Genomic DNA, 24,102 nt, shown 5'->3' with positions numbered 1-24,102 from the left:
CCACCGTATCCCGTGTACTCCATGCGCACACTACATTGGCCCGCCTGGGGCATCCTGGCTCTAATAGCCGGCGCTTGCTCTGGCTCCGACGACCCCAGCCCGGCCCTGCCGGAACACCTGACGCTGGGCAACCCCAGCGGCGCCACCACCGACGCCAAGCAGCCCGCCAACTACTTGCTCAGCCGGCCCCAGTACGCGCTGAGCTACCACCGCGACCGGGGCATTCCGAACTGGGTTAGCTGGCACCTGGATGCCAGCTGGCGCGGCGCAGCGGCCCGCCAGGACGATTTCCGGCCCGATGAAGACCTGCCGGCCGGCTGGTACCACGTGGGCGGCGGTAGCTACAGCGGCTCGGGCTTCGACCGGGGCCACATGTGTCCCTCCGCCGACCGTACCCGCACCGTCGCCGATAACTCGGCCACCTTCCTGATGACCAATATGGTGCCCCAGGCTTCCCGCCTCAACCAGCAAACCTGGGCCAGCCTGGAGGAATATTGCCGCACCCTTGCCAGCCAGGGCCAGGAGCTGTACATCGTCTGCGGCAGCTACGGCCGCGGCGGCACCGGCGCCAATGGCCCCGCCACCACCCTCGACCAGGGCCGCGTGACGGTGCCGGACCGCTGCTGGAAAGTGGTGGTGGTGTTGCCCGTGGGCAAGGATGACGCGGCCCGCGTCGGCGGCTCCACCCGCGTTATTGCCGTCAACCTGCCCAACGACAACACCGTCGGCCTGAACTGGGGAAGCTACCGCGTCAGCGTCGACGCCATCGAAGCCACTACGGGGCTCGACCTGCTCTCGGCCGTGCCGGCCGACGTGCAGCAAACCATTGAAGCACGCGTCGACAACGGCCCGACAAACTGATTGAGCTAGCTGCCTACTTTATGCAGGTTGTTTCTGCTTTCAGCGGGCCCCGCTATTCAACGGCGCGTGAGGGCTCGGGGAAGCTGGCAGGGGCACACAGCGAGGCGGCTGAGGAAGCACAACACGCCGCCTCATCACATCCTTACCAGGGCCACGGACGGTTACTCCGGGCCGGGCGGCGCCTTATACAGCCTGCGTACCTGCTGCTCAGCTGTAGCGCAGTGCAGGCGGGCTTTCTGGTCTGATAGTGGACCCAACAGTATCAAGGCCTTAGCTTCGCTACGGCTGAGCTGTCGGCCTGGCGAAAATAGTATGGGCGGGGGCACTCATAGTCATATTTTGGTGTTAGAATATGAATGTCCAAAACCGCGTAAACCGCGGCAAAAACCGAATATTTTCGGTAGCTTTGCCTACTTACGCACTTAGCGCTGAACCTACTGCAAGATGAGCGAAACCAAAGAGAAAAAAGCCCCGGCCGAGTATTCCGCCAATAGCATTCAGGTACTCGAAGGGCTGGAGGCCGTGCGTAAGCGCCCGGCCATGTACATCGGTGATATTGGAGTGAAAGGCCTGCACCACTTGGTGTGGGAAGTGGTAGATAACTCAATTGACGAAGCCCTAGCCGGCTACTGTGACACGATTCACGTCACCATCAACGAAAACAACTCGATTACCGTCCGCGACAATGGCCGCGGCATCCCGGTGGATTTTCACCAGAAGGAAGGACGCTCGGCCCTGGAAGTGGTAATGACCGTGCTGCACGCCGGCGGTAAGTTCGACAAGGACACCTACAAAGTATCCGGGGGCCTGCACGGCGTGGGCGTGAGCTGCGTGAATGCCCTGAGCCAGGACCTGAAAGTAACCGTGCGCCGCAACGGCAAAATCTACGAGCAGGAGTACAAAATCGGGGCGCCCCAGTACCCGGTGCGGGAAATCGGCGAAACCGACGAGCACGGCACCCAGGTCGACTTCCTGCCTGACGATACCATCTTCACCGAGTCGGTATATAAGTACGCCACCATTGCCTCGCGCCTGCGGGAGCTGTCCTACCTCAACAAAGGCATCCGCATCACCCTCACCGACCGCCGCGAGCCGGGCGAAAACGGCGAGGAGTTCCTCACCGAAACCTTCTACTCGGAAGGCGGCCTGGCCGAGTTCGTGCAGTACCTCGACGGCTCGGAGCGCCACGCCCTGATGCCCGCCCCCATTCACGTGGAGAGCGAGAAAGGCAACGTGCCGGTGGAAGTGGCCTTGCAGTACAACGACTCCTACCAGGAGAACATCTTCTCCTACGTCAACAACATCAACACCCACGAAGGCGGCACCCACGTGGCCGGCTTCCGGGCCGCCCTAACCCGCACGCTCAAGGCCTACGCCGACAAGTCGGGCAAGCTGGAGAAAGCCAAGGTGGAGATTTCCGGTGAAGACTTCCGCGAAGGCCTGACGGCCGTAATTTCGGTGAAGGTGCAGGAGCCGCAGTTTGAGGGACAGACTAAAACCAAGCTGGGCAACAGTGAGGTAAGCGGAGCCGTGAACACCGTGGTGGGCGAGATTCTGGCGCAGTACCTGGAGGAGAATCCCAAGGAAGCCGGCATCATCGTGGAAAAGGTGATTTTGGCCGCCAAGGCCCGTATTGCCGCCCGCAAGGCCCGCGAGATGGTGCAGCGCAAAACCGTGCTCGGCTCCACCTCCCTGCCCGGCAAGCTGGCCGACTGCTCCGAGTCGGACCCCGAAATCTGCGAAATCTACCTCGTAGAAGGTGACTCGGCCGGCGGTACGGCCAAGCAGGGCCGCAACCGCGCCTTCCAAGCCATCCTGCCGCTGCGGGGTAAGATTCTGAACGTGGAGAAGGCCCAGGAGCACCGCATCCTCGAGAACGAGGAAATCCGCAACATGATTACGGCCCTCGGCGTGACCTTCGGCGTGCCCGCCGACCCTGAAAAGGGCATTGAGGCCGACGCCAAAGCCTTGAACACGGCCAAGCTGCGCTACCATAAGGTCATCATCATGACCGATGCGGATATTGACGGCTCGCACATCCGGACGCTGATTCTGACCTTCTTCTTCCGCTACATGCGTGAGCTGGTGGACCGCGGCTATATCTACATTGCGCTGCCGCCCCTGTACCTGGTGAAGCGGGGCAAGGAGGAGCGCTACTGCTGGACCGAGGAGGAGCGTGCACAGGCCCAAGAAGAAATGGGCAAAGGCCGCCCCGAAACGGTAAACGTGCAGCGCTACAAGGGCTTGGGCGAGATGAACGCCGAGCAACTCTGGGAAACCACCATGCAGCCCGACACCCGCTCCCTGAAGCAGGTAACCGTAGACTCGGCTGCCGAAGCCGACCACCTGTTCTCCATGCTCATGGGCGACGAAGTGGCTCCCCGCCGCGACTTCATCGAGAAGAACGCCAAGTACGCCAAGCTGGACGTCTAAATCACGGACGTACGCGAATTAAGCAGATTTCGCGGATGAAGTAAACTCTGTAGTAACAAAGCCGCTGCTCCGTTTGGGGTGGCGGTTTTTGTTGGGGGAGTGCTTACCTTGTTAGTCGTAGCACGTTTAAAAACTTATGAAAGGCGAGGACCGGATAATTGAATTACTAACGGAGCAGCTTGGCAGGCAGGATACGCTGATTGAGGAAGTGCGTGAGCTGAAAATTCAGCAACAGCAAACCAATCAGCGGCTGGATCGACTGGAGCAGCAACAAGCCCAAACCAACCTGGCCATCGGCGAGCTTCGGCTGTCGGTAATGCGCTTGGCGGAGGCAGTAGAACGGCTGAATGGCTTGGAGCACCGTGTGGATGCCATTGAGCAGCAGCTACGGCGGGCGTCGTAGAGCTGCGAAGTTGATGAAAGCATAAAAGGCCCGCCATACTTACGGCGGGCCTTTTTCAATTCAGATGGACATTGCCAAACTGTGACTTTGCCGGAGCCATTCGCGCAGCTCCGCTGGAGCCAGCACCTCCACTTCCGGGCCGTAGCTAAGTAGCTCCATGCGTAGCTCGTGCGTGTCATACACGGTCAGGCGGAGGCGGAGTTCATCTTCGGTGTGTAGCACCACCTGCTGGGAACTGTGCAGCGGATAGCTCAGCGCGTAGCGGCCCTGCACCGGCTCGAAGCGCAGCAGAACCTGCTGGGGCTCGTGGCCATCGGCGGGGCGGGTAATACCAAAGCAGTGCGCGAAATATGTAGCTGCGTCGAAATCGGTGGGCGGGGTGAAGGTGCGGCCAGTAGGGGCCAGGGCTTGAATCCGGTCGAGACCGAAGCAGGCGAGCCGGCCGCTGCCCTGCATCTGGCCCAGCACGTACCACCGCCCCCGAAACTCCCGCAGCAGCAGCGGCCCGATGGTGCGCCGTGTCGTTTTCAGAAAAGACTTGGTTTTTTCTCGTGCTTTGTTTCCGCTGCCCACTTCAACCGCCTGCCTTATGACTCGACAACTCATTGCCTCCGGGGCTCCCTGGGAATCTATCGTCGGCTACTCCCGCGCCGTGCGGGTGGGTAATGTGGTGGAAGTGGCCGGCACCACGGCCCAGGACGGCGACGCCATCACGGGCACCGATGCCTACAGCCAGGCCCGGCGGATACTGGAGAAAATAGCAGCGGCGTTACAGGAAGCCGGCGCCGCGCTGGAACACGTGACGCGCACCCGCATCTACCTCACCAATGTAGCTGACTGGCAAGCCGTGGGGCGGGCCCACGAAGAGGTGTTTGGCAGCATCCGGCCGGCCTCGACTATGCTGGCGGTTACGGCCCTGCTGGATGCGCGGCTGCTGGTGGAGATAGAAGCCACGGCTATTATTCCGGGCTAAGCGTACATTCTAGGCCGGATTGCTCGTATTTTGTCCGGCCTTTCGCATTCCCGCTTATGAAACTGTTCAAGTCCGCCGACCTTATCCGCAAAAGCAAATACATCAGCCGCGACCTGAGCTGGCTGCGGTTTAACTACCGGGTGCTGGACCAGGCCAAGGACCCCGGCCGCACCCTGTTCGACCGGCTGCGGTTCATGGCCATTACCTCCTCCAACCTGGATGAGTTTTTCATGATTCGGGTGGGCTCCCTATACAACTACATCGACTACGGCAAGGAGCGGGTGGACTACTCGGGGCTGCGGGAGCTGCCGTTTCGCAGGAAGCTGCTAGACTTTGCCCACCGCTTCGTCAACGACCAGAGCCTGACCTACCTCAACGAGCTAAAGCCGCAGTTCGAGAAGAACGGCTTCAACATCCTGCGCATGGATGAGCTGACGGAGCTGGAGCTGAAGAAGGCCGATGGCTACTTCAAGAACACCATCTTCCCGCTGCTCACGCCCATGGTGTACGACTCCTACCACGGCTTCCCGCTGATGATGAACCAGATGCTCATCTTCGGGGTGGTGACGCGGGCCGGCGGCCTCGAAGCCGACACCGAGAAAGGGCAGGAGCGGCTGACCTTCGTGCAGATTCCGCAGAACCTGTCGCGCTTCTTCGAACTGACGCGCAAGGACCGGGTAATCTTCGTTCCGATTGAGGAAATCGTGCGGGCCAACCTGCCCAAGCTGTTCCGCAACGTGGAAATTGTGTCAGCCAACCTGTTCCGCATCACCCGCAACGGCGACTTCACCCTGGAAGAGTCCGACGACATCGACGTGGACTTCATCAAGGAAATTCAGCTGGGCCTGAAAACCCGCAAGAAAGGCCGCGTGGTGCGCCTGGAGGTGGAGCCCAATGCCTCCAGTCTGCTCATGGCCGTGCTCCGGGAACGGTGGAAGATTGACAACGGCAACGTGTTCGTCATTTCCTCGCTCATCGACCTGAAAGGGCTCTTGCAGATTCTGCGCCACCCCAACTTCCGGGGCCGCGGCTCCCGCACGCCCGCGCCCGTGCCCCCACTGAGCCTGCCGGAAGGCACCGAGGAAAACCTCTTCGACTACCTCAAGCACCACGACGTGCTGCTCCACCACCCCTACAACTCCATCGAGCCGGTGGTGCGGCTGCTGGAGCAGGCCGCCGAAGACCCGCACGTGCTGGGCATCAAGCAAACCATCTACCGCCTCGCCGACGACTCCCGCGTGACGGCCGCCCTGCTCAAGGCCGCCGAAAACGGCAAGCACGTGTCGGTGCTGTTTGAGGTGAAGGCGCGCTTTGACGAGGAGCGCAACATCCGGGAAGGTGCCAAGCTGGAAAAGGCCGGCTGCTTTGTTATCTACGGGGTGAGCAAGTACAAGACCCACACCAAGATGATGATGATTATCCGCAAGGAAGGGGAGAAGGTGACTCGCTACGTGCACATCGGGTCGGGCAACTACAACGAGCAGACCTCGCGCATCTACACCGACGTGAGCCTGCTGACCACCAACGACGTGTACGGCCACGACGTGTCGGAATTCTTCAACGTCATCACCGGCCATTCCCAGCCCGACGAGTACGAGTACCTGATTACGGCCCCCAAGGACATGCGCCAGCAGCTGATTTCGCTGGTGCGCGAAGAGGTGCGCAACGCCAAGAAAGGCCTGCCCAGTGGCATCGTGATGAAGATGAACTCCTTGGAAGACAAGGAGATGATAGACGAGTTTTACAAGGCCAGCAAGGCGGGCGTGCCCATCCGGTTTATCGTGCGCGGCATCTGCTGCCTGCGGCCGGGCCGGGCGGGGCTTAGTGAGAACATCGAGGTGCGCAGCATCGTGGGCGACTTCCTGGAACACTCCCGGCTGTTCTACTTCCACCAAGCCGGGCAGCCCAAAGTATACGCCGGCTCCGCCGACCTCATGGTGCGCTCCTTTGATCGGCGTATTGAGGCCTTGTTTCTGATTGTGAACCCCCAGCTCAAGCGCGAGGCCATCAACATCCTGTACTTCAACCTGAAGGACAACCAGAACACCTACCTCATGCGCGAAGACGGCGCCTACATCCGCCGCCAGCCCGCCACCGACGAGCCCGTGTTTAACGTGCACCGCGAGTTCTACCACCGCACCTACGCCAGCATGCCCGAAACGGCGCTCTACGACGAGTACCTGACCCGCGCCGACATGCCCGTAGCCGCCGAGGACCAGCCCGAAGCCGTGCCCGCCGACGACTTCCCCAACGCCCCGGAAACCGACGAAGAGCAAATGTCGCTGGTAGACCTCAGCCAGGAAGCCGAGGAACAGGCGGCGTTGGAATAAACCACGGATTCGGGCGGATTTTTCGGATGGGTCGGATTTCGTGGACGACCCATTTTACCGAAGGAGCCTCGCATCAGCGAGGCTCTTTTGCCTTCGGATGGAAAGCGGACCGGATTCCTGGCAGATTGCAGCAAGAATAATCGTTCACGAAATCCGACCCATCCGAAAAATCCGCCGGAATCCGTGGTTTATTCCACCTCCGTCGGCCGGCTTTGCACGGCGGGCACGGGCACGGTGCGCGACGTGTCGGCGGGGAGGCGCAACTCATCGAAGTGCTCCTCGAACAGGGTTTGGAGCATTCCGTCTTTCAGGCCAATGTCCGGCACTATCATTTGGTGGACGTTGGCCCACTCCATGGCGGAGAGGTAGATGTGGCCGGCGGGCACGATGACGTCGGCGCGGTCAGGGTTCAGGAGGGCCACGTTTACGCGCTCGTCCATGCTCATGCTGGTGAGGTGGTCCAGCACGGTGGCAATGCGGCGGCGCGTTACGGGCTTGTCGAGCTGGGGCTGGGCTAGGCTGTAGAGCTTGTTGATGTTGCCGCCCGTGCCAATGGCCCGCGACACGTGGTAGCGGCGAGCATTTTCCCGGACCCACTCCTCCATGCGCTGCCACAGCCCGTTTTGGGCTTCGGTGGCCTGCTGCCCGCTTTCTTCCTGCTGCATGCGCCGGATGGAGCCCACCTCAAACGACTGCGACGCCACTTTGCGGCGGTTGTAGTAGATGTTGAACTCGGTGCTGCCCCCGCCCACGTCGATGTGCAGGTAGTGCTTGTTGTCTTCGAGCAGGTTGACGATGACGCGGTTAATGTAGGCGGCTTCGGCCTGCCCGTCGATAATCTGCACGGTCATGCCCAGCTCCCGCTGAATGCGGGCCGCCACTTCTTGCCCATTCTGAGCCGTGCGCATAGCCGAGGTGGCGCACACCAGATAGTGGTTCGGGGCCACGTCGTGCACCTCCATGAGCAGCTTCAGGGCGTGCAGAAACTTGATAAACTTCTCTTGCTTTTTCTCGGAGATGGTGCCGCTGGCAAACACATCTTCGCCCAGGCGCAGCGGGTAGCGCACGTATTCAACCCGTTTGAGCCGGTATCGGTCGCCGTAGTGCAGCACGGCTGAAATCTGGCACCGTACGGCGTTGGAGCCGATGTCGATGGCAGCCAGTTTGGAGAGCGGATATTCCAAAGAGCGCGGAGTTTGGTGGTGGAGGGCCAAAGATAGCCGCTCGGCCGAAAGCAGGCCCACCGCTTTTCCCCATACTCTTGCCCGCCGATGCCGGCTACAGCCCCGAGCGCACCGCTTTTGCCACGGGCAGCTCACCTTCCAGCCAGGCTTTAAACGCCCCGGCCTTGTCACGGCTGATGAGGGCCTCCTCCGCAGACTCGGGGTGCAAGTCGAGCTTGAGCTTGCCGTTGAAGTAGGGGTGGAGGCGGTGCACGGCGCTCAGGTGGGTGAGCAGCTGGCGGCTGGCCCGGAAAAACTGCTGCGGGTCGAGCAGGCGCTCCAGCTGCTCCAGGGGGTAGTCGATGACGAAGCGGCGGCCGTCGCGCGTCACCAGGTACACCAGCTCGTTGCGGGTCTGGAAGTAGGCAATCTGCTCCACGTCGATGGGCAGTAGCTGCTCGCCGCTGGCTACCAGAAAGCGGGTTTTGTAGGGCCGGCCGGTCAGGGGCAGGCTGTCGAGCAGGCGCTCCAGGCGCTGGCTGCCCGCCACCGGCGAAAAGGCCGCGCGCAGGTCGTGGTACTTGGCCAGGGCGGCGCGCAACTCCGTGAGCTTGATGGGCTTGAGCAGGTAATCCACGCTACGCACCCGGAAAGCTTTGATGGCGTACTCGTCGTAGCTGGTGGTGAAGATGATGGGGCTGGTCAGGCCCACGTGGTCGAAAATCTCGAAGCTCAGCCCATCGGCCAGCTGAATGTCGCTCAGAATGAGGTCGGGTGGCGGATTGTCCTGAAACCACTGCCGGCCCGCGGCCACGCTCCGCACCACGCCCAGCACCTCAGCCGCCGGATCGGCCTGGCGCAGCAGCCGTTGCAGCCGCTCGGCAGCCGGGTACTCGTCTTCAATGAGCAGGAGCTTCATGGGGAATGAGGGAATGAGCGAGTGAGTGAAGGGGGTGTCATTGCGAGGAGGCACGACGAAGCAATCCGTCCTTTTGTCTCTGCAAGCGTCCGGATATGACAAGCCCTGACTTTTACACTCAGTTTGAGAAACTTTATAGGTAGCTGTGCAGGTGAAAAATGGCTTTTGAATAGGTCAGAGATTATCACCCTGAGAAGGACGGATTGCTTCGTCGTGCCTCCTCGCAATGACACCCCTTCACTCATTTACTCACTCATTCCCTCGTTTTCAAGAAAGCAGGGGCAGGCGCACGGTGAACAGGCCGTTTTCGCGCAGCACTTCCACGGGGTGCTCGGAGAGGAGGCGGTAACGGTTAATGATGTTGCGCAGGCCTACTTTGGTGGATTGTTCGAGGCCGGTTTTGGGCTGCACGTTGTTTTGCACGCGCACGTAGCCGGAGTCGGGTTCGGTGGCCAGGGTGACGCGCAGCGGGTTTTCCGGCGAAATAACGTTGTGCTTGATGGCGTTTTCAACCAGCATTTGCAGGCTCAGCGGGGCTACGTTGGTGGCGTAGGCGGCCGGGGCAATGCGCTGCTCCACTTGCAGGTCGTCGCGGAAGCGGGTTTTGTTGAGGTAGAGGTAGGCTTCTACGAAGGCTATTTCCTCGCGCAGGGGCACGGTGGTTTTGTCGCGGCTCACCAGCACGTAACGGTACACGTCGGCCAGCTGCTCCAGGTAGGTGTGGGCCGGCTCGTTGTCGTCCTCGATGAGGGCGGCCAGGGTGTTGAGGGAGTTAAACAGAAAGTGCGGGTCGAGCTGGCTGCGCAGGGCTTCCAGCTCCGATTGGATACCGGCTCGGGCCAGGGCTTCGGAGCGTTGCAGGTTCTTCTTCCACTCCCCGAAAAAGTAGATGCTTTCGTAGACGGAAGTAACCATGAGCGTGGGCACCATCTTCAGCAGGAAGCTGCTAAACAGCTCGCCTTTTTCGCAGAGCGGCACGCCAAACAGCAGCCGGTGAAACTCGTTCAGAAACAAGGTGGCCGCAAACGTGAAGGCCGTGCTGCTCAGCGTTTGCACCACCAGCCGGCGCGTGGTTTGGTCGTAGTGCGGAAACAGGCGGCGCATGAGCAGGAACAGGGCGCGGTTGCCTTCCCACAGCAGCACCGTGATAAAGACGCCGAACAGAAAGTGCGTCAGCACTGCCGTATCGTACTGCCGCGGCCACCCGTCGAACACCACGTGCATAATGACTGCAACTACCGGAATGCCCAGGAGGCGTAACCATTTGTCGTTCATGGCGAAGAAAGATGACAGGTGAAAGTGTACTGGCCAGTGCCGCAAGCGGGCAGCTAAGCTACTGAATCAGAAAGAAATCCTGCGCCCGGCATAACGGCTGGGCGGCCCGTTGGCATCCGGCAGCTTCAGCGGCGAATGAAGCCCAGCGTAGCCGCTGCCACATAATCCACCACGTCGCCGACGGTGACAAGCGGCACCTCGTCGGGAATGGTAATGTGGAAGCGGCTTTCCAGCTCCAGAATGATGTCCACGACATCAAGCAGATCAAAGCACAGTTCGCGGCTCAGGTGGAAGTGCAGGCGTAGGCGGTGGGGCTGGAGGCGCTTGCGCCGGCCGATTACGCGCAGCACCTGCTGCCGAATGGACCGGGGCGCAACGAGCGAAGCAGTAGTCATAGTGGTGAAATGGTGAGGTGGTGAGAAGTGATGGGGTGACAAGAAGAACGGTCATGCTGAGCGCAGCCGGAGGCGAAGTCGAAGCATCTCTACCGCTGGCTAATCTTAATCGTGGAGGTGAAGTAACCATTCGCAACGAAGCAATAGAGATGCTTCGACAAGCTCAGCATGACCGTCTAGATGTGCTCACCACGAACGGGCTGTTCCTCTTTCTTCAAAAAGTGACCCGGTAGAAGGGCACTGGCAGGAAGCCTTGCTGGTAAGCCGTGCCGATGCGGTTGGTGCGCGGGTTGTAGGCCTGCTGGAACACATTCTCCCGGTTCGACACGTTTTGCAGGTCCACGGCTATTTCGTGCGTGAGGCGGGCGCGGTTGATTTTGTAGCCCAGCTTCACATCGGCCCGGAAATACGCGTCCTGCTGCTGGCTGAAAGCTTGGTTGTAGCGGAACACGGCGGTGCGGGCCTGGCTGGAGGCTTCGTAGTTGATGGGTGTGACGTACCGCCCGCCCGTGGTGGCCGCCCGCAGGCTAACAGTGAACGTGTTGTCCCGGCGACCCACCCGGAACTCGCGCCCCACCAAGGCGTTAGCCACGAACTTGGTATTGAAGGGAGTGTTGCGCTCCACTCCGTCGCTGCCCTTGTACTTGGAGTCGAACACCGACGTGGTGAGCAGGAAATAGTAGCCCTGGGCGAAGGCCCGCTCCAGGGTTAGTTCCACGCCGTAGTTGCGGCCGGTGCCGTCGTTCACGAGGTTGCCCTTGTTGGTGGGGGCAAAGTCAGCGCCTTCGGTCAGGCCGGAGAAGTAGCTGGGCGTGCGCTCCACGGGGGCATCGAATAGGCGCTGGTAGTAGCCTTCGGCGCGCAGGCGCAGGTTGTCGGTAAGCTGCCGGTCGTAGGCCAGCACGAAGTGGTGGCTGCGCGTAAAGCCCAAGTCACGGTTGGTAAGGGCGTAGGAGCCGTCGGGCTGGCGGCTCTGGTAGAAGTAGGTGAGCAGGGGCGACAGGGCGCTGTGCAGGCCATACGCCGCGCTCAGCGTGCTGCTGGGCGTGAGCTGGTATTGCAGGCCCGCGCGCGGCTCCACCACGGTGCTGCCGTTCAGCTCGAAGCGGGAGGTGCTGAGGCCCGCGTTGAGCGTGAGCCGGTCGGTGAAGCGGTGCTTCCACTGGGCGTACAGCTGCGCCAGGGCCGTGGTGCCGTCGGCGTTGCGCTCCACCACCGCCACGGGGTAGAGCTGCTCGCCGCGGTAGTCGTAGCGGAGCAGGTCCACGATGGCGCCGGCCGTCACGGCGTCGCGGGCACTGAACTTATGGCTCACCATCAGGTTAGCCGACAGCTTCTCCTGCACAAACTTGTTGCGCTCGGCCGGAATTTCGGCTTCCACGGTGCGGCCGCTGCGGTAGAGAATCGTGTCCGAATCGAACTGCTGGCTGGTGCGCGAGGCCGACAGGGTGAAGCGGCCCACGGTGCGGTCGGTGAGGCGGTGCTCGTAGGAGGCCGCCGCAATGCCGGTCGAAAACGTGGGCCGCGAGTTCAGGCTCTCGTCTCCGTACACGTCGGCCTGGGTCGAGTCCACGTCTTTACCCAGGAAGGTGATGTTGCTGCGCCCGGCCAGGGTCCAGGCGCTGAAAGTGCCGCGCTGGCCTACCGGCACGTCGGTTTTGAAGGTGAAGTCCTGGTACTCCGGCGTGCCAGCAATACTGTAGCCCACCGCCTTGAGCAGGGAGAAGATGGAGTAGCGGTAGTTGACCAGGTAGGAGGCCTTGGAGTTCTTGCTGTACGGCCCTTCGGCGCCCACCTCAATGCCATTGAAGCCAAGCTGCCCCAGAAACTCGCGCTTCTCGTCGTTGCCTTTGCGCAGGCGCAGGTCGAATACCGAGCCTAGGGCGTTGGCGTACTCGGCCGGGAAGGCCCCCGTGAGGAAGTCGGACTTGGCCAGCAGGTTGTTGTTGAGCAGGCTCACTGGCCCGCCCGTGGTGCCCTGGGAGCCGAAGTGGTTGGGGTTGGGAATATTGACGCCTTCCAGGCGCCAGAGCAGGGAAGCCGGGGAGTTGCCGCGCACCACAATGTCGTTGCGGGTGTCGTTGGCGCTGCTGATGCCGGCAAAGTTCTGGGCCATGCGGGCTGGGTCGCCCAGGGCCCCGGCGTAGCGGTTGGCTTCCAGAGGCGAAAAGGGCCGGGCCGAGACGGTGGCCATTTCGTTGTTGGGCACGGTGCGGTCCTCGCTGCGGCGGTACACCACCTGCACCTCGTCGAGCTTGGTCAGGCGCTCGGTCAGGCTCAGGTTGAGCACCACTTCCTTGCCAGCCGTCACGGTTACTTCGTTGAGTTGCAGGTCTTCGTAGCCGATGCTCGTAATACGCAGCTTCACGCGGCCCACGGGCACGCCCGGCAGCCGGAAGCGGCCGTCGGCGTCGGTGGTGCCACCCAGCGGCGGGTCCACGCCCAGCACCACCACGGTAGCCCCAATAACGGGAGCTTTGGCCGCCGCGTCGAGCACGGTGCCGCGCACGGTTTGGCTTGCGCCTTCCTGCGGTTGGGTGAGAGCTGATGATTGAGCCCAGGCCGCCGGCACCAGAGCCACGGCGGCCAATACTATTTGTAGAAAGAAGAACAGGTGTCGCATAGCCTTTGGCGCTTGGTTGATAAGCCAAAGGTGGCCGCTGCGCGAAGCCGGCGAAATCGAAACCTGGGTGAACCGTCGTCCGGCCGCCCCGAATCGTCGGTAGCCTCGCCCGAGTCGTTGAGTGGAGTTGGGGCGGCAGCGGCCATCGGCAGGATGCTCTTGCGGGTGGCACCTACCTTCGTAGCATCACTCTTCCGGCGCTGTGCCGGCTACCCCACACTTCCTTAATTCGCCCCGGCCAGGTCGCGGGCAATGTTGGCCCAGTTTACCGGGCCGGTGCGTTTGCCCAGGCGCACTACTAGGATGTCTTTCTTGGGAAAGACGTAAATAAATTGCCCCAAAATGCCTTCCGCGTAAAAGTCGGGTCCCGGCCGTACTACTACTTGCATGGGTGCTGCACCGGGCTTCTTTGGCTGCCCGAAGTTTACTGGCCGGAACATTCCCCGCCGGGTGGTATCCGTTTGGCGCTCAAAGCGGCGCGTGTGCCACCACTGGTAGCCGTAGAGGTAGTCGTTGGCAGCGGTGGTGCTGACATCGTACACCGACCGTTCCACCCAGTCCCGCGGCACAAGCTGCCGGCCTTGCCACTCGCCCCGGCGCAAGTACAGGCGCCCGAGCTTGGCGAAGTCACGGGCGCGGGCGTTGAGGCAGCAAAAAGCTTTTTCGGTGTTGCCGCGGCGGCTGTCGAGGCTCCACGAAGCATCGTATTCCGAGCCCAGCGGCTGCCATATTTTCTCCTGTAAGTACTGCGCCAGAGGCCGCCCGGTGGCGCGCGCCACAATGAGCCCCAGCAACTGCGTATTGCCGCTGATGTAGTCAAAGTGCTGGTCGGGTGCTTCTCTGACTTGTAAGCGGCTCACGTATTTTTTCAGGTTGGTGCCATAATAGTACTTGGCCGCGTCGCCGAAGGGGTTGATGTAGCTCTCATTAAAAAGAACCCCCGAACGCATGTTAAGCACGTGGGCGATGGTAATGCGCTGAAATTTCTCGCCCCGCAATTCCGGCAGGTACTTCGTTATCGGTTCCTCTACACTCTTAATGTACCCTTCGCCGATGGCGATACCGACCAGCGCCGAAACGTAGCTTTTAGCCACTGAGAACGAAGGAACCACCGAGGCCGCGTCGTAGCCGGCCAGGTACTTTTCCACCAGCAACGAGTCGTGGCGGATGACGAGAAACGCCACGGTGCCGCTTTCGCGCAACACGTCATCGAAGGCTACCGTCCGCTCCCGGCGCTCCCCCTTGTGCAAGGTCAGGCTTTGGGGCAGGCGAATGGCCGAGGGGCTGCCTGGCGCCGGTTCAAAGAAGCGGAAAACAGGCCCGGCACCCCGTTCAACCGGCCGAACCGGAAACTTCTGCCAGTCGCGGATGTCGGCAAAGTTGTAGATGAAAAAGCGGCCCACGTGGCAGGCAGACAACACGAACAGCAACACAAATCCGGCGAGGGCTAGCAGTAGGCGCGGCATTGAAAGTAAGGTGTCAGAGCAGTTCTATAAAGGGAAGAGATAAGGTGCTAACCCAAAGTAAGCGGGAGAGAAATAAGTAGTGCTGCATTTTGTGCAAAACGAGAAAAATATAGTCTAAATAGACCCAAAATCACCAGCAACCAAGCGCCACTTGCCCGCTGATAGGTACCAGCGGGCAAGTGGCACTTGGTTGCTTGATTCTGCGGGCGGCTACCGCTCTAGCTGCAAGTGCCCGGTGTGGGTGCTGCCGCCCGCCGTGAGGCGGTAGTGGTAGAGACCACCAGGCAAGGAGGCCGGCGCGGCAAACAGGGCCTGCTGGCGGCCAGCCGCCTGGTGCGCATCCACGAGCACGGCTACGCGGCGCCCGTAGCCATCAAACACTTCCAGCTGCACGCGGGCCGGAGCCGCCAGGGAGTAGGTGATGGTGGTGGATTCGGTGAACGGGTTGGGCTGGCTGCTCACCACTGTTAGCAGGTTCGGCAAGGTGAATCGGCCAAAGTAGGCCTCGTGGGCCCCAATGTCGAAGGTGCGGCCCCGAGGTACGGGCGTGCCGTAGAAGTCGCGCGGGCCGGGGTTGAGGCCCACCGCCCGCAGGTCGACGCCGGCATCAATCAGGGGCGAAGTGGGACGGAGCAGGTAGGCCGTGAGGGTGGGCAGCAGCAGCGCATTGTCCAGGGTGCGGCCCGCGCCCGGCGCCAGCAGCTGCGGGTCGGCGCTGAGGCCGGTATTGGTGCCATTCAGGCGTTCCTGGCCGGTGGCGGCCCGCCAGGCCGCTAGGCTAGCGTAAGTAGTGCCAGCCCACTCAATGCGGAAGGCCTCGCCGCTGCTCCAGTAGGCATTGCCCTGGAAGATGATGCCCGTGGCGCTGGCCACCACGCGCAGCAGCGGCACGCCGCCGGTGGTTTGGAAGATGTTGTTGCGAAACCGGATGCTGTCCGAGCCTTCTTCCACGCGTACCGGCCGCGGGTCGGCGCCGGCGGCGGGGCTCACGAAGATGGTATTCTGGTACACGTCCACGTTGCGGATGCCTCCGCCGGTGTACACGCCCCCGTAGCCCCCGCGCCGGCCGTCGTTCTGGCTGATGTTGTAGCGCACGGTGTTCGAGTAGAAGGGCCGGGCGCCGGTAAACTGGTAGAGCAGGTAGCCGGCCCCGTCGTTGTCGTGGGAGTAGTTGTACTGCATCACCGAGTTGGTCACGCCCCCGTCCAGGTCGAAGCCTCCGCCGTCGATGGTGCTGGTGCGGTTGCGGTAGGATTCGTTGTATTGGATGGTCATGCGGTTGCTTTCCCAGGACCAGATGCCTACGGGCCCGCCGCCGGGGTTGCCGTTGTTGATGCCGTTGTCGTGGGCCACGCACCGCTCAATCACGCCGCCGTCGATGTCGCTGAGCACGATGCCGTTGCCGGAGTTATTGCCTTTGTCGGCAATGCCGGTGTTGTTGTAGGCCCGGCAATAGCCCACGTAGAAATTCTGGTGGGCGTAGCCGGGAATGGTGCCGTTGCTGTAGTAGCCGTACGACACAATGCCGGCGTCGAAATTATCGTGGGCGCTCGACAAGGTGATGCGCACGTCGCGGTAGCCGGTTTTGGTGGCGTCGGCGGGGTAGGCGCCCACCACAATGCCTCCGTAGCGGAAGCCGCTCACGTCCACGAGGCGCACGCGCAGGTAGTCGAGCTTCGCGCCGCCGGGCAAATCGGCGTAGAACAGGATGCCGTCGCCCCGGTTGGTGGCGCCGCCCGACCCGCGCACGTTCAGGTTCGCCACCTCAAAGCCGGCCCGGTTGTACACAAACACGCCCGTGCCGGTACCCGCATCCACGATGGCCCGGCCGCGGCCGTAGGAGCCCAGCACAATGGGTCGGGCGGCGGTGCTGGAGTCGGCCGCATCGAAGTACAGATTGCCGGCAAATGTTTGCCCGCCTTCCAGCAAGATTCGGTCGCCGGGCCGGAAGTCCACGGCGTTTACTTTCCCGATACTCCGCCAGGCCTGAGCGGGTGAGGTGCCGGCGCTGGCGTCGTTGCCGCCGGGGCTGACGAAGTACGTAGTGCCAGCCGGGCCGGCGTGGGCCGCCGCGGCGTGGGCGGCGCGGCGCTGAGCTGCCGGGGCTGGCAGCTGCTTGGGGCCGTGGCTGATGGGGCGCGTCCGGAGCGGAGCAGCGGCTTGCACCGGAGGCCCTGGTTGCTGGGCGGCGCAGGGAAGGGCAAGGCCGAGCCCTCCGGCGCACAAGGCGCCGAGCAGCAAGTAAAAAGTTTTCATAGCGTTTGGGTGTGAGGTTGAGGATCTTATCTAAAGATACCTCCGACGCAGCCGGGCGCAAGCTGAAGTGAAGTGCAAGATTTGGGGTTGAGGTTTCGCGCTATACTGCCAGAACATCCTCAAAATCCTTGCGTCGCGGCTACTTCAAGACCTGTTGTGTCCCTGCCGAAGCCTGGCTGTTCTTGAGCCTAAAAGCCAGAGAGCAAACATGCCGCGGTCTGTAATCAGCACCTGACAAAGGGCAAACAAAGTAGGGCAGTTCCGCGTCCCGGAACCGCCTCCTCAACCACCTCAACCGCGCTACTCGCGCGCCGCCCGCCTACCCAGCCGCCGCCACCCCGCCTGACTCAACAGCAGCAGCAGACACGGCAGCAGCACCCATTGCAGCTCACTGCGGAGCACCCGCGTCGCCCACTCGCCCACAAAATTGCGCACCCCAATCGGCGACACCGCAATGGGCCGAAAGCCGAAAAAGTACCGCTCAGGGGCAAAAGGGCTAAAAAACGCCACTCCCAGGCCGCCCGTCGTCATGGCGTCGAGCACGCCGTGCGAGGCCGTGGCCAGAAACAGGAGCAGCCACAATCGGGGCGGCGGGGGAGGGGCAGCCGGTGGGCGCCAGGCCAACAGCCCCACCAGAGCCGTGGCCACTACCGCCGCAGCTAGCAGCGAATGGCTCAGCCTGCGGTGCCCCCACAGACTGCCGTAGGCCACGTGCAGCTTGAAGCCCACCACGTCGGCATCGGGCAGGAAGGCGCAGGCGGCGGCCAGCAGCCAATAAGGCCAGTGCCGCCGCTCCGGCAAGAGCAGCTTGCCCAGCGTAGCGCCCAAGGCGCAGTGCCCGATGATGGAAGCCACGTGGTGAGGTGGTGAAATGGTGAAATCGAGGGATTAGCTTTCTAGTCAGGCCCAGCTTTTAGGTGTCAGCGGGAGTTGTTGAGTCCTACCTGGCCCAGAGTTTTAGCCCTGGGATACCTGCCCGCGCAGCTCCGCCGCCACCCGCGGTACACCCGTGGAGGCGGGTTCGGTGATGAAGTGCAGGTTGGGGCGTGACACCACCGGCGGGCGACTGGGGTCAATAATGTAAATCGGCACGTCGCGGCGCACGTAGTTGACCAGGCCCGCCGCCGGATATACCTGCAACGAGGTGCCCACCACCAAAAACACGTCGGCGGTGGCGGCTTCCTCGATGGCGCGCTCCATCAGGGGCACGGCCTCGCCAAACCACACGATGTTGGGGCGCAGCTGGGTACCCCGCTCGCACAAGTCGCCCAGCTCAATTCGGTCCGAGGTCATGGGGTACACCAGCTGGTCGAAGTAGGAGCTGCGGGCCTCCAGCAGCTTGCCGTGCACGTGCATGACGCGTGAGGAGCCGGCCCGCTCGTGCAAGTCATCCACGTTTTGCGTCACCACTACCACGTCGAAGTCCTTTTCCAACTCTACCAGCGCCACGTGGCCGGCGTTGGGCAGGGCGGCGCGGGCGGCGGCCCGGCGCTGGTTGTAGAAGTCGAGCACCAGGGCCGGGTTGCGGGCCCAGCCCTCGGGCGAGGCCACGTCCTCGATGCGGTGCCCTTCCCAGAGCCCATCCGAGCCCCGGAACGTGGCCAGCCCGCTTTCCGCCGAAATACCGGCCCCGGTCAGGGCCACCAGTTTCTTTTTCATAGGCATGTGGCACACGCTTCAGCTTAGCTGCGCTTTCTTTCAGTTGTGCTGTGAATTAGGAAGGATGCGAATCAAGTGCCGCTGCTACAGCCAGAGCCGCAGCTTGCCTGTTTGCTGCTGATGCGCGCCTCCGGAAAGTTCCGGCGAAGTGGCCGATGGCGCAACCGTAGCAAAGCTAAAGCTTACGCCACATTGTCAAAACCGGCCCAATTCTTCCCGCGCAAACGTCCACTCCGGCGTGTGTACCTGGAGCCGGGCGGGGTCCAGGGCAAACCACGCTCCGGCGCCTGGCTGGGGACCAGCCTTGAGCACGTGCACTTGCTGAGCCGGCATGTAGCTCTGGGCCAGCAAGGCCACGCGCTGGCCGGTAGTGGGCTGCACGGCCACGTCGAGCACCAGCACGGCGTGCCCCGGCGAACCAGCCTGAATGAGTACGTCGCCGGGCTGCACCTGGGCCAGGGGCACCGGTTGTAGCTCACGGGCCAGGGAGCGGGTGCCGGCGTAGCTGAAAATCTGGACCAGGTAGCGGCGCAGCGCTGCGTGCGTGGGGGCTTCGGCGACTTTGGAAGCTGGTTGCACATCATCGGCGCCCACCACCCGGAAACCCGTGCCGGCGCACCACTGCGGGAAGGCAATGTCGTGGCCGCTGGTGAGCTGGAAGTGGATGCGGGCGGGGTCCTGGCTGAACAGATACTCGGCCCGCAGCCGAATCACGGCATCGGCACACTGCTGCAAGTCCTGCTGGCCTACATCGAGGTCGAGCACGGCGGCGTGCACATCCTGGCGGCTTTTCAGCTGGCCATTGTAGAGGCGCACCGGTGTACCTGGCGGCAGCAGCGGCAGGTGGCGTAGCCAGTGCCCAAAGGAGCCCGGCGCCACCGCGGTCCGCTGGTAGCCGGCCGGCGCCGGAAACCGGGCGGCCAGACTGTTGCGGGCCGCGTAGCGGCCAGGCGCCAGCCACGCATATTGAGTGGGCGCGGCTGCCGGTGTCTGTAGCGAATCGGCCAGAGCAGGGAAGAACGCGGCAGTTGGCCTGCGTGGCTTATCCAGTAGCGGGCAGCTACCTAGCATGGCTATAGCCAAAATACGGACTAGCATACGTGACCTGGAAAAGCCCGTGCTACACAGGCCCGTATAGGTGTAAGTCCGAAATATAGCAGAAGTGCTTTGCCGTTTAGCATGTGCAGCGGCAGGTGGTGTGCCGCGCAGTAGTGGTCAGCAGGACATCGGGCAAACCCAGCCGGTAACTCAGGAAACTAGGCTCTATAAGCTGTAGCATGAGGCTGCTGACATCAAGGCCGGTAGGCCGGCTAGAATGAAGTAAAGTGTACAGAGAAGCTAAAGACAGTAGACGGCTGACTTATCACCGCAGCACACCCAGAATAATCGGAATAAGCGCCAGAACACCGTTACCGGCGTAATGAATCAGAAATCCGGCCCAGGTGTTCCTGAAACGTTGCGCGGCATAGCTGACGGCCAGCGTAGTAGGTAGCAGGTACACAATGGTCCAGGGATAGATAGGGGTGTGAAACAGGCACCAGAAAATGCCGTGGTACAGCCAGGTGCGCCCGCCCCACACCAGCTCCTGACGCGGCAGCAGGTAGCCGCGAAACCAGATTTCTTCCCCCAGAATATTAAAGAAAGTCAGGAAGATGAAGTAAACGGGAATTACCCAGTACGCTCCCTTTAGCGTCACGCCCATAAAAGTTGTCGGGGCCCCGCCCGGTGCGGCGGCATTGGGGTTCAGCAGATCAGGCAGAAAATCGGGCGGCGCCAGCTGAGGAATGGCAGCCAGATACCTGGCCGTGGGCAGCAGCAGGCCGGTCAGCAGGAAGCTAAGCACAAACAGACCCAGACACAGCAGCACCTGACGGCCCGTGAGCGGGGAGAAGCGGAGCCTGGCCCGCCAGTGCGGGAGGTTCTTTTCCTGGGCTACCAGCCCCACAGTGGCGAGGATGAACGCTGAAAGCGGTACGCTGTAGCTGATCAGAAACGAGGTAAATGCGGCAACACCCGACGCCAGCAAAAAGGGGAGGAGCAGGTAAACCGACAACCGAAACAGCAAGGCCGACACCCCAAAATACAGCACAGATTGCGCAAAACCCAGCGGCCGATAAGGAAGCATAGCGGAAGAGGTCAGGTAAGTGAATACGCTATTCCGCTCGTAGTACAGGGGACGAGACAACCCCTTAATCGGCCGGGCTGGGCACCGCGCCACGCTCAGTAGCGCCCAGGGTGCAGACTTGCGCATGCCCGGCAGCTACAAGCTTGGCAACTACTGCGCCTGAACCGGGCGTTCTGGCAGGGCAGCCTGGCCATGGGTGCTGCTACGTGCAAGTTGCTGAATGTGAGCTTAAAAACTAAAGCTAGTTAATTGCTGGGTAAGTACGTCTTCTGGTTAACAGAAAACAGGAGCAGTGAAGCGACCGGCCAGGAGAATGAGATGCCCAGCAGATTGGCGGCCATAAAGGTCAGGCGGTCCGGTGAATCGACACGTGCTTCACAACGACCAATAATTAAGTCTTAATCGTTTCTATGACAGCGAGATAAACGAACCGGCCCGCCGAATCATTCAGCGGGCCGGTTAATGGTTACTTGGCTTTGCTACTGGCTTTCTTGGCCGTAGTGCCGGCGGCTTTTTTCGCGGCGGGCTTTTTGGCTTTGGCCGCCGCAGGCTTCTTGGCGGGCGTGTCGGCCTTCTCCTCAGCTGCGGGAGCGGCTTTCTTAACAAAGCGGCCCCCTTTGGCTGGCTTGTCGGGCGTGGCTTCGGCCAGCTCCAGGCAGCGTTCCAGGGTGAGGCCGGCCGGCTCCTCGCCCTTCGGAATCTTCACGTTCTTCTTGCCCACCACGATGTAGGGCCCGAACCGCCCGTTAAGCACTTGCACGTCGGGACGCTCCGGGAACTCCTTGATGAGGCGCTCGGCATCGGCTTTGCGCTTGGCTTCAATCAGGTCAATAGCCTCCTGGGCGGTGATGGTGTGCGGGTCTTGCTCCTTGGTTAGGGAGTAGAACTTGCCGTCGTGGCGGATGTAGGGGCCGAACCGGCCCAGGGCGGCCGTCATGTCCTGGTCCTCATACTGGCCCACGATGCGCGGCAGCTTAAACAGGTCCAGGGCTTCGTCGAGAGTTATATTTTCGATAAACTGCCCCTTGCGCAGGCTGGCGTACACGGCCTTTTCGTCGGAGCCCTCCCGCGGCTCAATCTGCACGTACGGCCCGAAGCGGCCCAGGCGGGCGGTAATCTTCTGGGCAGTTTCGGGGTGCTCCCCAATTACGCGGGTCGAGCCCAGGGTGCTGCGCTCAATATCCTGGCCGCGCTCCACGGTTTCGTGGAAGGTGCCGTAGAAGCCGGCCAGCATATCGGTCCACTCTTCCAGGCCATCAGCAATCCGGTCAAACTCATCTTCCACCTTGGCTGTGAACTGATAGTCCACAATCACCGGGAAGTGCTCCACCAGGAAGTCGTTGACCACCATGGCCGTGTCCGTGGGAAACAGCTTGGCTTTGTCGGCCCCGAAGGTTTCGGTTTTTACCTCGGTTTTCACCTGGTTGCCGTCCAGCGTCAGCACGTGAAACTTCCGCTCCTTGCCTTCCCGCGAATCTTTCTCCACGTAGCCCCGTTTCTGAATGGTGCTGATGGTGGGCGCGTACGTCGAAGGCCGGCCGATGCCCATTTCTTCCAGCTTCTTTACCAAGGACGCTTCGGTATAGCGAGCCGGCGGCTGGGCATACCGTTCGGTGGCGCGCAGCTGCTGCAAGGGCAGCGCCTGGCCCACCGTCAGCGGCGGCAGCCCCCGCGAAAACGACGACTCGGCGGCTTCGTCTTGCTCGTCCTCGTCCTTGCTTTCGGCGTAGGCTTTCAGGAAGCCCTCGAAGGTGATGACCTCGCCGGTAGCCGTGAGCGTGGTGCCAGGCTGGGTGCTGATGCTGATGGTAGCCACGGTGCGCTCCACTACGGCGTCGGCCATCTGCGAAGCCAAAGCCCGCTTGCGAATCAGGTCATACAGGCGCTGCTCCTGGGAATCGGCGCCAGCTTTAGTCAGGGCAAAGTCGGTGGGCCGGATGGCTTCGTGGGCCTCTTGCGCCGAGGCCGACTTGGTTTTGAACTGGCGGGTGTGGGCGTACTCCGGCCCGTAGGCTTGGCTGATGGCATCCCGGGCCGCCGCCAGCGCGTCCTGCGACAGGTTCACCGAGTCAGTACGCATGTAGGAGATTTTGCCGGCCTCGTACAGCTTTTGGGCCACACTCATGGTTTGGGCCACCGAGAAGCCCAGCTTGCGCGAGGCTTCCTGCTGGAGCGTGGACGTGGTGAAGGGCGGCGCGGGGCTGCGCTTGCCGGGCTTCTTCTCCAGGTTCTCAATGCGGTACGTGGCCCCGATGCAGCGGGCCAGAAACTGCTCGGCCTCTTCGCGGGTCTTGAAGCGAGTGGGCAGTTCGGCCTCCAGCACGGCCCCGCGGCCCGCATCGAAGCGGGCTACCACGCGGTAGGCCGAGGTAGTTTTGAACTGATTGATTTCCCGCTCCCGCTCCACCACCAGGCGCACGGCCACGCTCTGCACGCGCCCCGCCGAGAGGCCCGCCTTCACTTTCTTCCACAGCACCGGGCTCAGCTCGAAGCCCACCAGCCGGTCGAGCACGCGGCGGGCCTGCTGGGCATTCACCAGATTCAGGTCAATTTCGCGGGGCGAGGCAATGGCGTTGAGAATGGCGTTCTTGGTAATCTCGCGGAACACAATGCGCCGCGTTTTCTGGTCGTTCAGGTTCAGGGTTTCGGCCAGGTGCCAGCTGATGGCCTCGCCCTCCCGGTCATCGTCGCTGGCCAGCCACACGGTTTCGGCTTCCTTGGCCAGCTTCTTCAGCTGGCTGATTACTTCCCGCTTATCAGCCGACACGACATAAGTAGGCTTAAAGCCATTGGCAATGTCGATGGCGTTGTTGTCTTTCGGCAGGTCGCGCACATGGCCAAAGCTGGATTTGACAATAAAGTCTTTTCCTAGATACCCCTCAATGGTTTTGGCCTTGGCAGGGGACTCGACGATGACTAGATTTTTGACCATAGGGTAAGAGGAGGCGCAGGTACGGGTACTTTTACTCGGGCAGAACGACCAGCCGAGGCTAAAAGTTAAATTTGGCGGCAAAGATGCTGGAATAATCCGGCGCCGCCGCGGCGGGAAGTAGAATAATGCCCGGCCCGCTATACGGCTGGTGCGAACGAATCGGCTGAGCTACCCACTGGGTAGGCTGCAATTATTTGACAGCGTGCGACTTATCTTTTTCGGTTATCTTTCCTGAGGCCCTTGCCGCTGCCCAGGGCGTTTTCTACCTTTGCAAGTCCCGGAACCCGCC

18 protein-coding genes are annotated in these 24,102 nt (G+C 61.9%); 5 read left to right on the top strand and 13 right to left on the bottom strand.

Going from position 1 to position 24,102, the window contains the following annotated elements; genetic code table 11:
• Nucleotides 1-21: 21 nt before the first annotated feature.
• The 3 genes from OIS53_RS06320 to OIS53_RS06310 all read left to right on the top strand — a co-directional run bounded on the left by OIS53_RS06320 (nt 22) and on the right by OIS53_RS06310 (nt 3,697).
• The gene (locus OIS53_RS06320; RefSeq protein ID WP_264681557.1) at nt 22-861 is read left to right on the top strand and encodes a DNA/RNA non-specific endonuclease; all 840 of its coding nucleotides are present in this window, start codon (nt 22-24) and stop codon (nt 859-861) included.
• A gap of 444 nt (nt 862-1,305) precedes the next feature.
• The gene (gene gyrB, locus OIS53_RS06315) at nt 1,306-3,294 is read left to right on the top strand and encodes a DNA topoisomerase (ATP-hydrolyzing) subunit B (RefSeq protein WP_264681556.1); all 1,989 of its coding nucleotides are present in this window, start codon (nt 1,306-1,308) and stop codon (nt 3,292-3,294) included.
• Between the two features lie 136 nt (nt 3,295-3,430).
• On the top strand, nt 3,431-3,697 hold the full coding sequence (locus tag OIS53_RS06310) for a hypothetical protein (protein WP_264681555.1): 267 nt from the start codon (nt 3,431-3,433) through the stop codon (nt 3,695-3,697).
• 60 nt (nt 3,698-3,757) lie between these two features.
• Here the strand turns inward: OIS53_RS06310 and OIS53_RS06305 are convergent, their stop codons facing one another.
• Nucleotides 3,758-4,270 carry a helix-turn-helix transcriptional regulator gene (locus tag OIS53_RS06305; protein WP_264681554.1) on the bottom strand — a complete coding sequence of 171 codons (513 nt, stop codon included), beginning with the start codon at nt 4,268-4,270 and terminating at the stop codon, nt 3,758-3,760.
• A gap of 16 nt (nt 4,271-4,286) precedes the next feature.
• On the opposite strand from OIS53_RS06305, the gene OIS53_RS06300 reads away from it, so the two are divergent.
• Both OIS53_RS06300 and ppk1 read left to right on the top strand, forming a co-directional pair.
• Nucleotides 4,287-4,670 (top strand): RidA family protein, encoded by a 384-nt coding sequence (locus OIS53_RS06300; protein ID WP_264681553.1) that lies wholly within the window; start codon nt 4,287-4,289, stop codon nt 4,668-4,670.
• A 56-nt stretch (nt 4,671-4,726) separates the two neighbouring features.
• Nucleotides 4,727-7,000 carry a polyphosphate kinase 1 gene (ppk1, locus tag OIS53_RS06295; protein ID WP_264681552.1) on the top strand — a complete coding sequence of 758 codons (2,274 nt, stop codon included), beginning with the start codon at nt 4,727-4,729 and terminating at the stop codon, nt 6,998-7,000.
• 188 nt (nt 7,001-7,188) lie between these two features.
• On the opposite strand, the gene OIS53_RS06290 is transcribed toward ppk1, so the two are convergent.
• The 12 genes from OIS53_RS06290 to topA all read right to left on the bottom strand — a co-directional run bounded on the left by OIS53_RS06290 (nt 7,189) and on the right by topA (nt 23,813).
• The gene (locus OIS53_RS06290) at nt 7,189-8,184 is read right to left on the bottom strand and encodes a Ppx/GppA phosphatase family protein (RefSeq protein WP_264681551.1); all 996 of its coding nucleotides are present in this window, start codon (nt 8,182-8,184) and stop codon (nt 7,189-7,191) included.
• A gap of 94 nt (nt 8,185-8,278) precedes the next feature.
• Entirely contained in the window at nt 8,279-9,082 is an 804-nt protein-coding gene (locus OIS53_RS06285; protein ID WP_264681550.1) for a LytR/AlgR family response regulator transcription factor, read from the bottom strand.
• Nucleotides 9,083-9,349: 267 nt separating this feature from the next.
• Complete coding sequence (locus OIS53_RS06280; RefSeq protein WP_264681549.1) at nt 9,350-10,357, bottom strand: sensor histidine kinase; 1,008 nt, start codon at nt 10,355-10,357, stop codon at nt 9,350-9,352.
• Between the two features lie 125 nt (nt 10,358-10,482).
• A complete protein-coding gene (locus tag OIS53_RS06275) occupies nt 10,483-10,752 on the bottom strand; it encodes an acyl carrier protein (protein ID WP_264681548.1) in 270 nt (89 codons plus the stop codon).
• Between the two features lie 214 nt (nt 10,753-10,966).
• Nucleotides 10,967-13,375: a TonB-dependent receptor gene (locus OIS53_RS06270; protein ID WP_264681547.1), complete on the bottom strand. Its 2,409-nt coding sequence runs from the start codon at nt 13,373-13,375 to the stop codon at nt 10,967-10,969.
• A 224-nt stretch (nt 13,376-13,599) separates the two neighbouring features.
• The gene (locus tag OIS53_RS06265) at nt 13,600-14,841 is read right to left on the bottom strand and encodes a serine hydrolase domain-containing protein (RefSeq protein ID WP_264681546.1); all 1,242 of its coding nucleotides are present in this window, start codon (nt 14,839-14,841) and stop codon (nt 13,600-13,602) included.
• A gap of 210 nt (nt 14,842-15,051) precedes the next feature.
• Nucleotides 15,052-17,097 (bottom strand): right-handed parallel beta-helix repeat-containing protein, encoded by a 2,046-nt coding sequence (locus OIS53_RS06260; RefSeq protein WP_264681545.1) that lies wholly within the window; start codon nt 17,095-17,097, stop codon nt 15,052-15,054.
• A 300-nt stretch (nt 17,098-17,397) separates the two neighbouring features.
• A complete protein-coding gene (locus OIS53_RS06255; RefSeq protein ID WP_264681544.1) occupies nt 17,398-17,952 on the bottom strand; it encodes a metal-dependent hydrolase in 555 nt (184 codons plus the stop codon).
• 102 nt (nt 17,953-18,054) lie between these two features.
• Nucleotides 18,055-18,762: an SIR2 family NAD-dependent protein deacylase gene (locus OIS53_RS06250; protein ID WP_264681543.1), complete on the bottom strand. Its 708-nt coding sequence runs from the start codon at nt 18,760-18,762 to the stop codon at nt 18,055-18,057.
• 189 nt (nt 18,763-18,951) lie between these two features.
• Nucleotides 18,952-19,854 (bottom strand): DUF4846 domain-containing protein, encoded by a 903-nt coding sequence (locus OIS53_RS06245; RefSeq protein WP_264681542.1) that lies wholly within the window; start codon nt 19,852-19,854, stop codon nt 18,952-18,954.
• A 265-nt stretch (nt 19,855-20,119) separates the two neighbouring features.
• Complete coding sequence (locus tag OIS53_RS06240) at nt 20,120-21,007, bottom strand: CPBP family intramembrane glutamic endopeptidase (RefSeq protein ID WP_264681541.1); 888 nt, start codon at nt 21,005-21,007, stop codon at nt 20,120-20,122.
• 340 nt (nt 21,008-21,347) lie between these two features.
• Nucleotides 21,348-23,813 carry a type I DNA topoisomerase gene (gene topA, locus OIS53_RS06235; RefSeq protein ID WP_264681540.1) on the bottom strand — a complete coding sequence of 822 codons (2,466 nt, stop codon included), beginning with the start codon at nt 23,811-23,813 and terminating at the stop codon, nt 21,348-21,350.
• Nucleotides 23,814-24,102 lie beyond the last annotated feature (289 nt).

Origin of the sequence: Hymenobacter sp. YIM 151500-1, assembly GCF_025979885.1 — a bacterium.
Lineage (GTDB): Bacteria > Bacteroidota > Bacteroidia > Cytophagales > Hymenobacteraceae > Hymenobacter.
The sequence above is the reverse complement of the archived record's forward strand: the minus strand, read 5'-3'. Positions and strand labels throughout refer to the sequence as shown.

Excerpts from the sequence above, each read along its gene's own strand:
- OIS53_RS06320 (WP_264681557.1), top strand. The coding sequence starts at position 22 with ATGCGCACACTACATTGGCCCGCCTGGGGCATCCTGGCTCTAATAGCC.
- gyrB (WP_264681556.1), top strand. The coding sequence starts at position 1,306 with ATGAGCGAAACCAAAGAGAAAAAAGCCCCGGCCGAGTATTCCGCCAAT.
- OIS53_RS06310 (WP_264681555.1), top strand. The coding sequence starts at position 3,431 with ATGAAAGGCGAGGACCGGATAATTGAATTACTAACGGAGCAGCTTGGC.
- OIS53_RS06300 (WP_264681553.1), top strand. The coding sequence starts at position 4,287 with ATGACTCGACAACTCATTGCCTCCGGGGCTCCCTGGGAATCTATCGTC.
- ppk1 (WP_264681552.1), top strand. The coding sequence starts at position 4,727 with ATGAAACTGTTCAAGTCCGCCGACCTTATCCGCAAAAGCAAATACATC.
- OIS53_RS06285 (WP_264681550.1), bottom strand. The coding sequence starts at position 9,082 with ATGAAGCTCCTGCTCATTGAAGACGAGTACCCGGCTGCCGAGCGGCTG.
- OIS53_RS06280 (WP_264681549.1), bottom strand. The coding sequence starts at position 10,357 with ATGAACGACAAATGGTTACGCCTCCTGGGCATTCCGGTAGTTGCAGTC.
- OIS53_RS06275 (WP_264681548.1), bottom strand. The coding sequence starts at position 10,752 with ATGACTACTGCTTCGCTCGTTGCGCCCCGGTCCATTCGGCAGCAGGTG.
- OIS53_RS06270 (WP_264681547.1), bottom strand. The coding sequence starts at position 13,375 with ATGCGACACCTGTTCTTCTTTCTACAAATAGTATTGGCCGCCGTGGCT.
- OIS53_RS06265 (WP_264681546.1), bottom strand. The coding sequence starts at position 14,841 with ATGCCGCGCCTACTGCTAGCCCTCGCCGGATTTGTGTTGCTGTTCGTG.
- OIS53_RS06260 (WP_264681545.1), bottom strand. The coding sequence starts at position 17,097 with ATGAAAACTTTTTACTTGCTGCTCGGCGCCTTGTGCGCCGGAGGGCTC.
- OIS53_RS06250 (WP_264681543.1), bottom strand. The coding sequence starts at position 18,762 with ATGCCTATGAAAAAGAAACTGGTGGCCCTGACCGGGGCCGGTATTTCG.
- OIS53_RS06245 (WP_264681542.1), bottom strand. The coding sequence starts at position 19,854 with ATGCTAGTCCGTATTTTGGCTATAGCCATGCTAGGTAGCTGCCCGCTA.
- OIS53_RS06240 (WP_264681541.1), bottom strand. The coding sequence starts at position 21,007 with ATGCGCAAGTCTGCACCCTGGGCGCTACTGAGCGTGGCGCGGTGCCCA.
- topA (WP_264681540.1), bottom strand. The coding sequence starts at position 23,813 with ATGGTCAAAAATCTAGTCATCGTCGAGTCCCCTGCCAAGGCCAAAACC.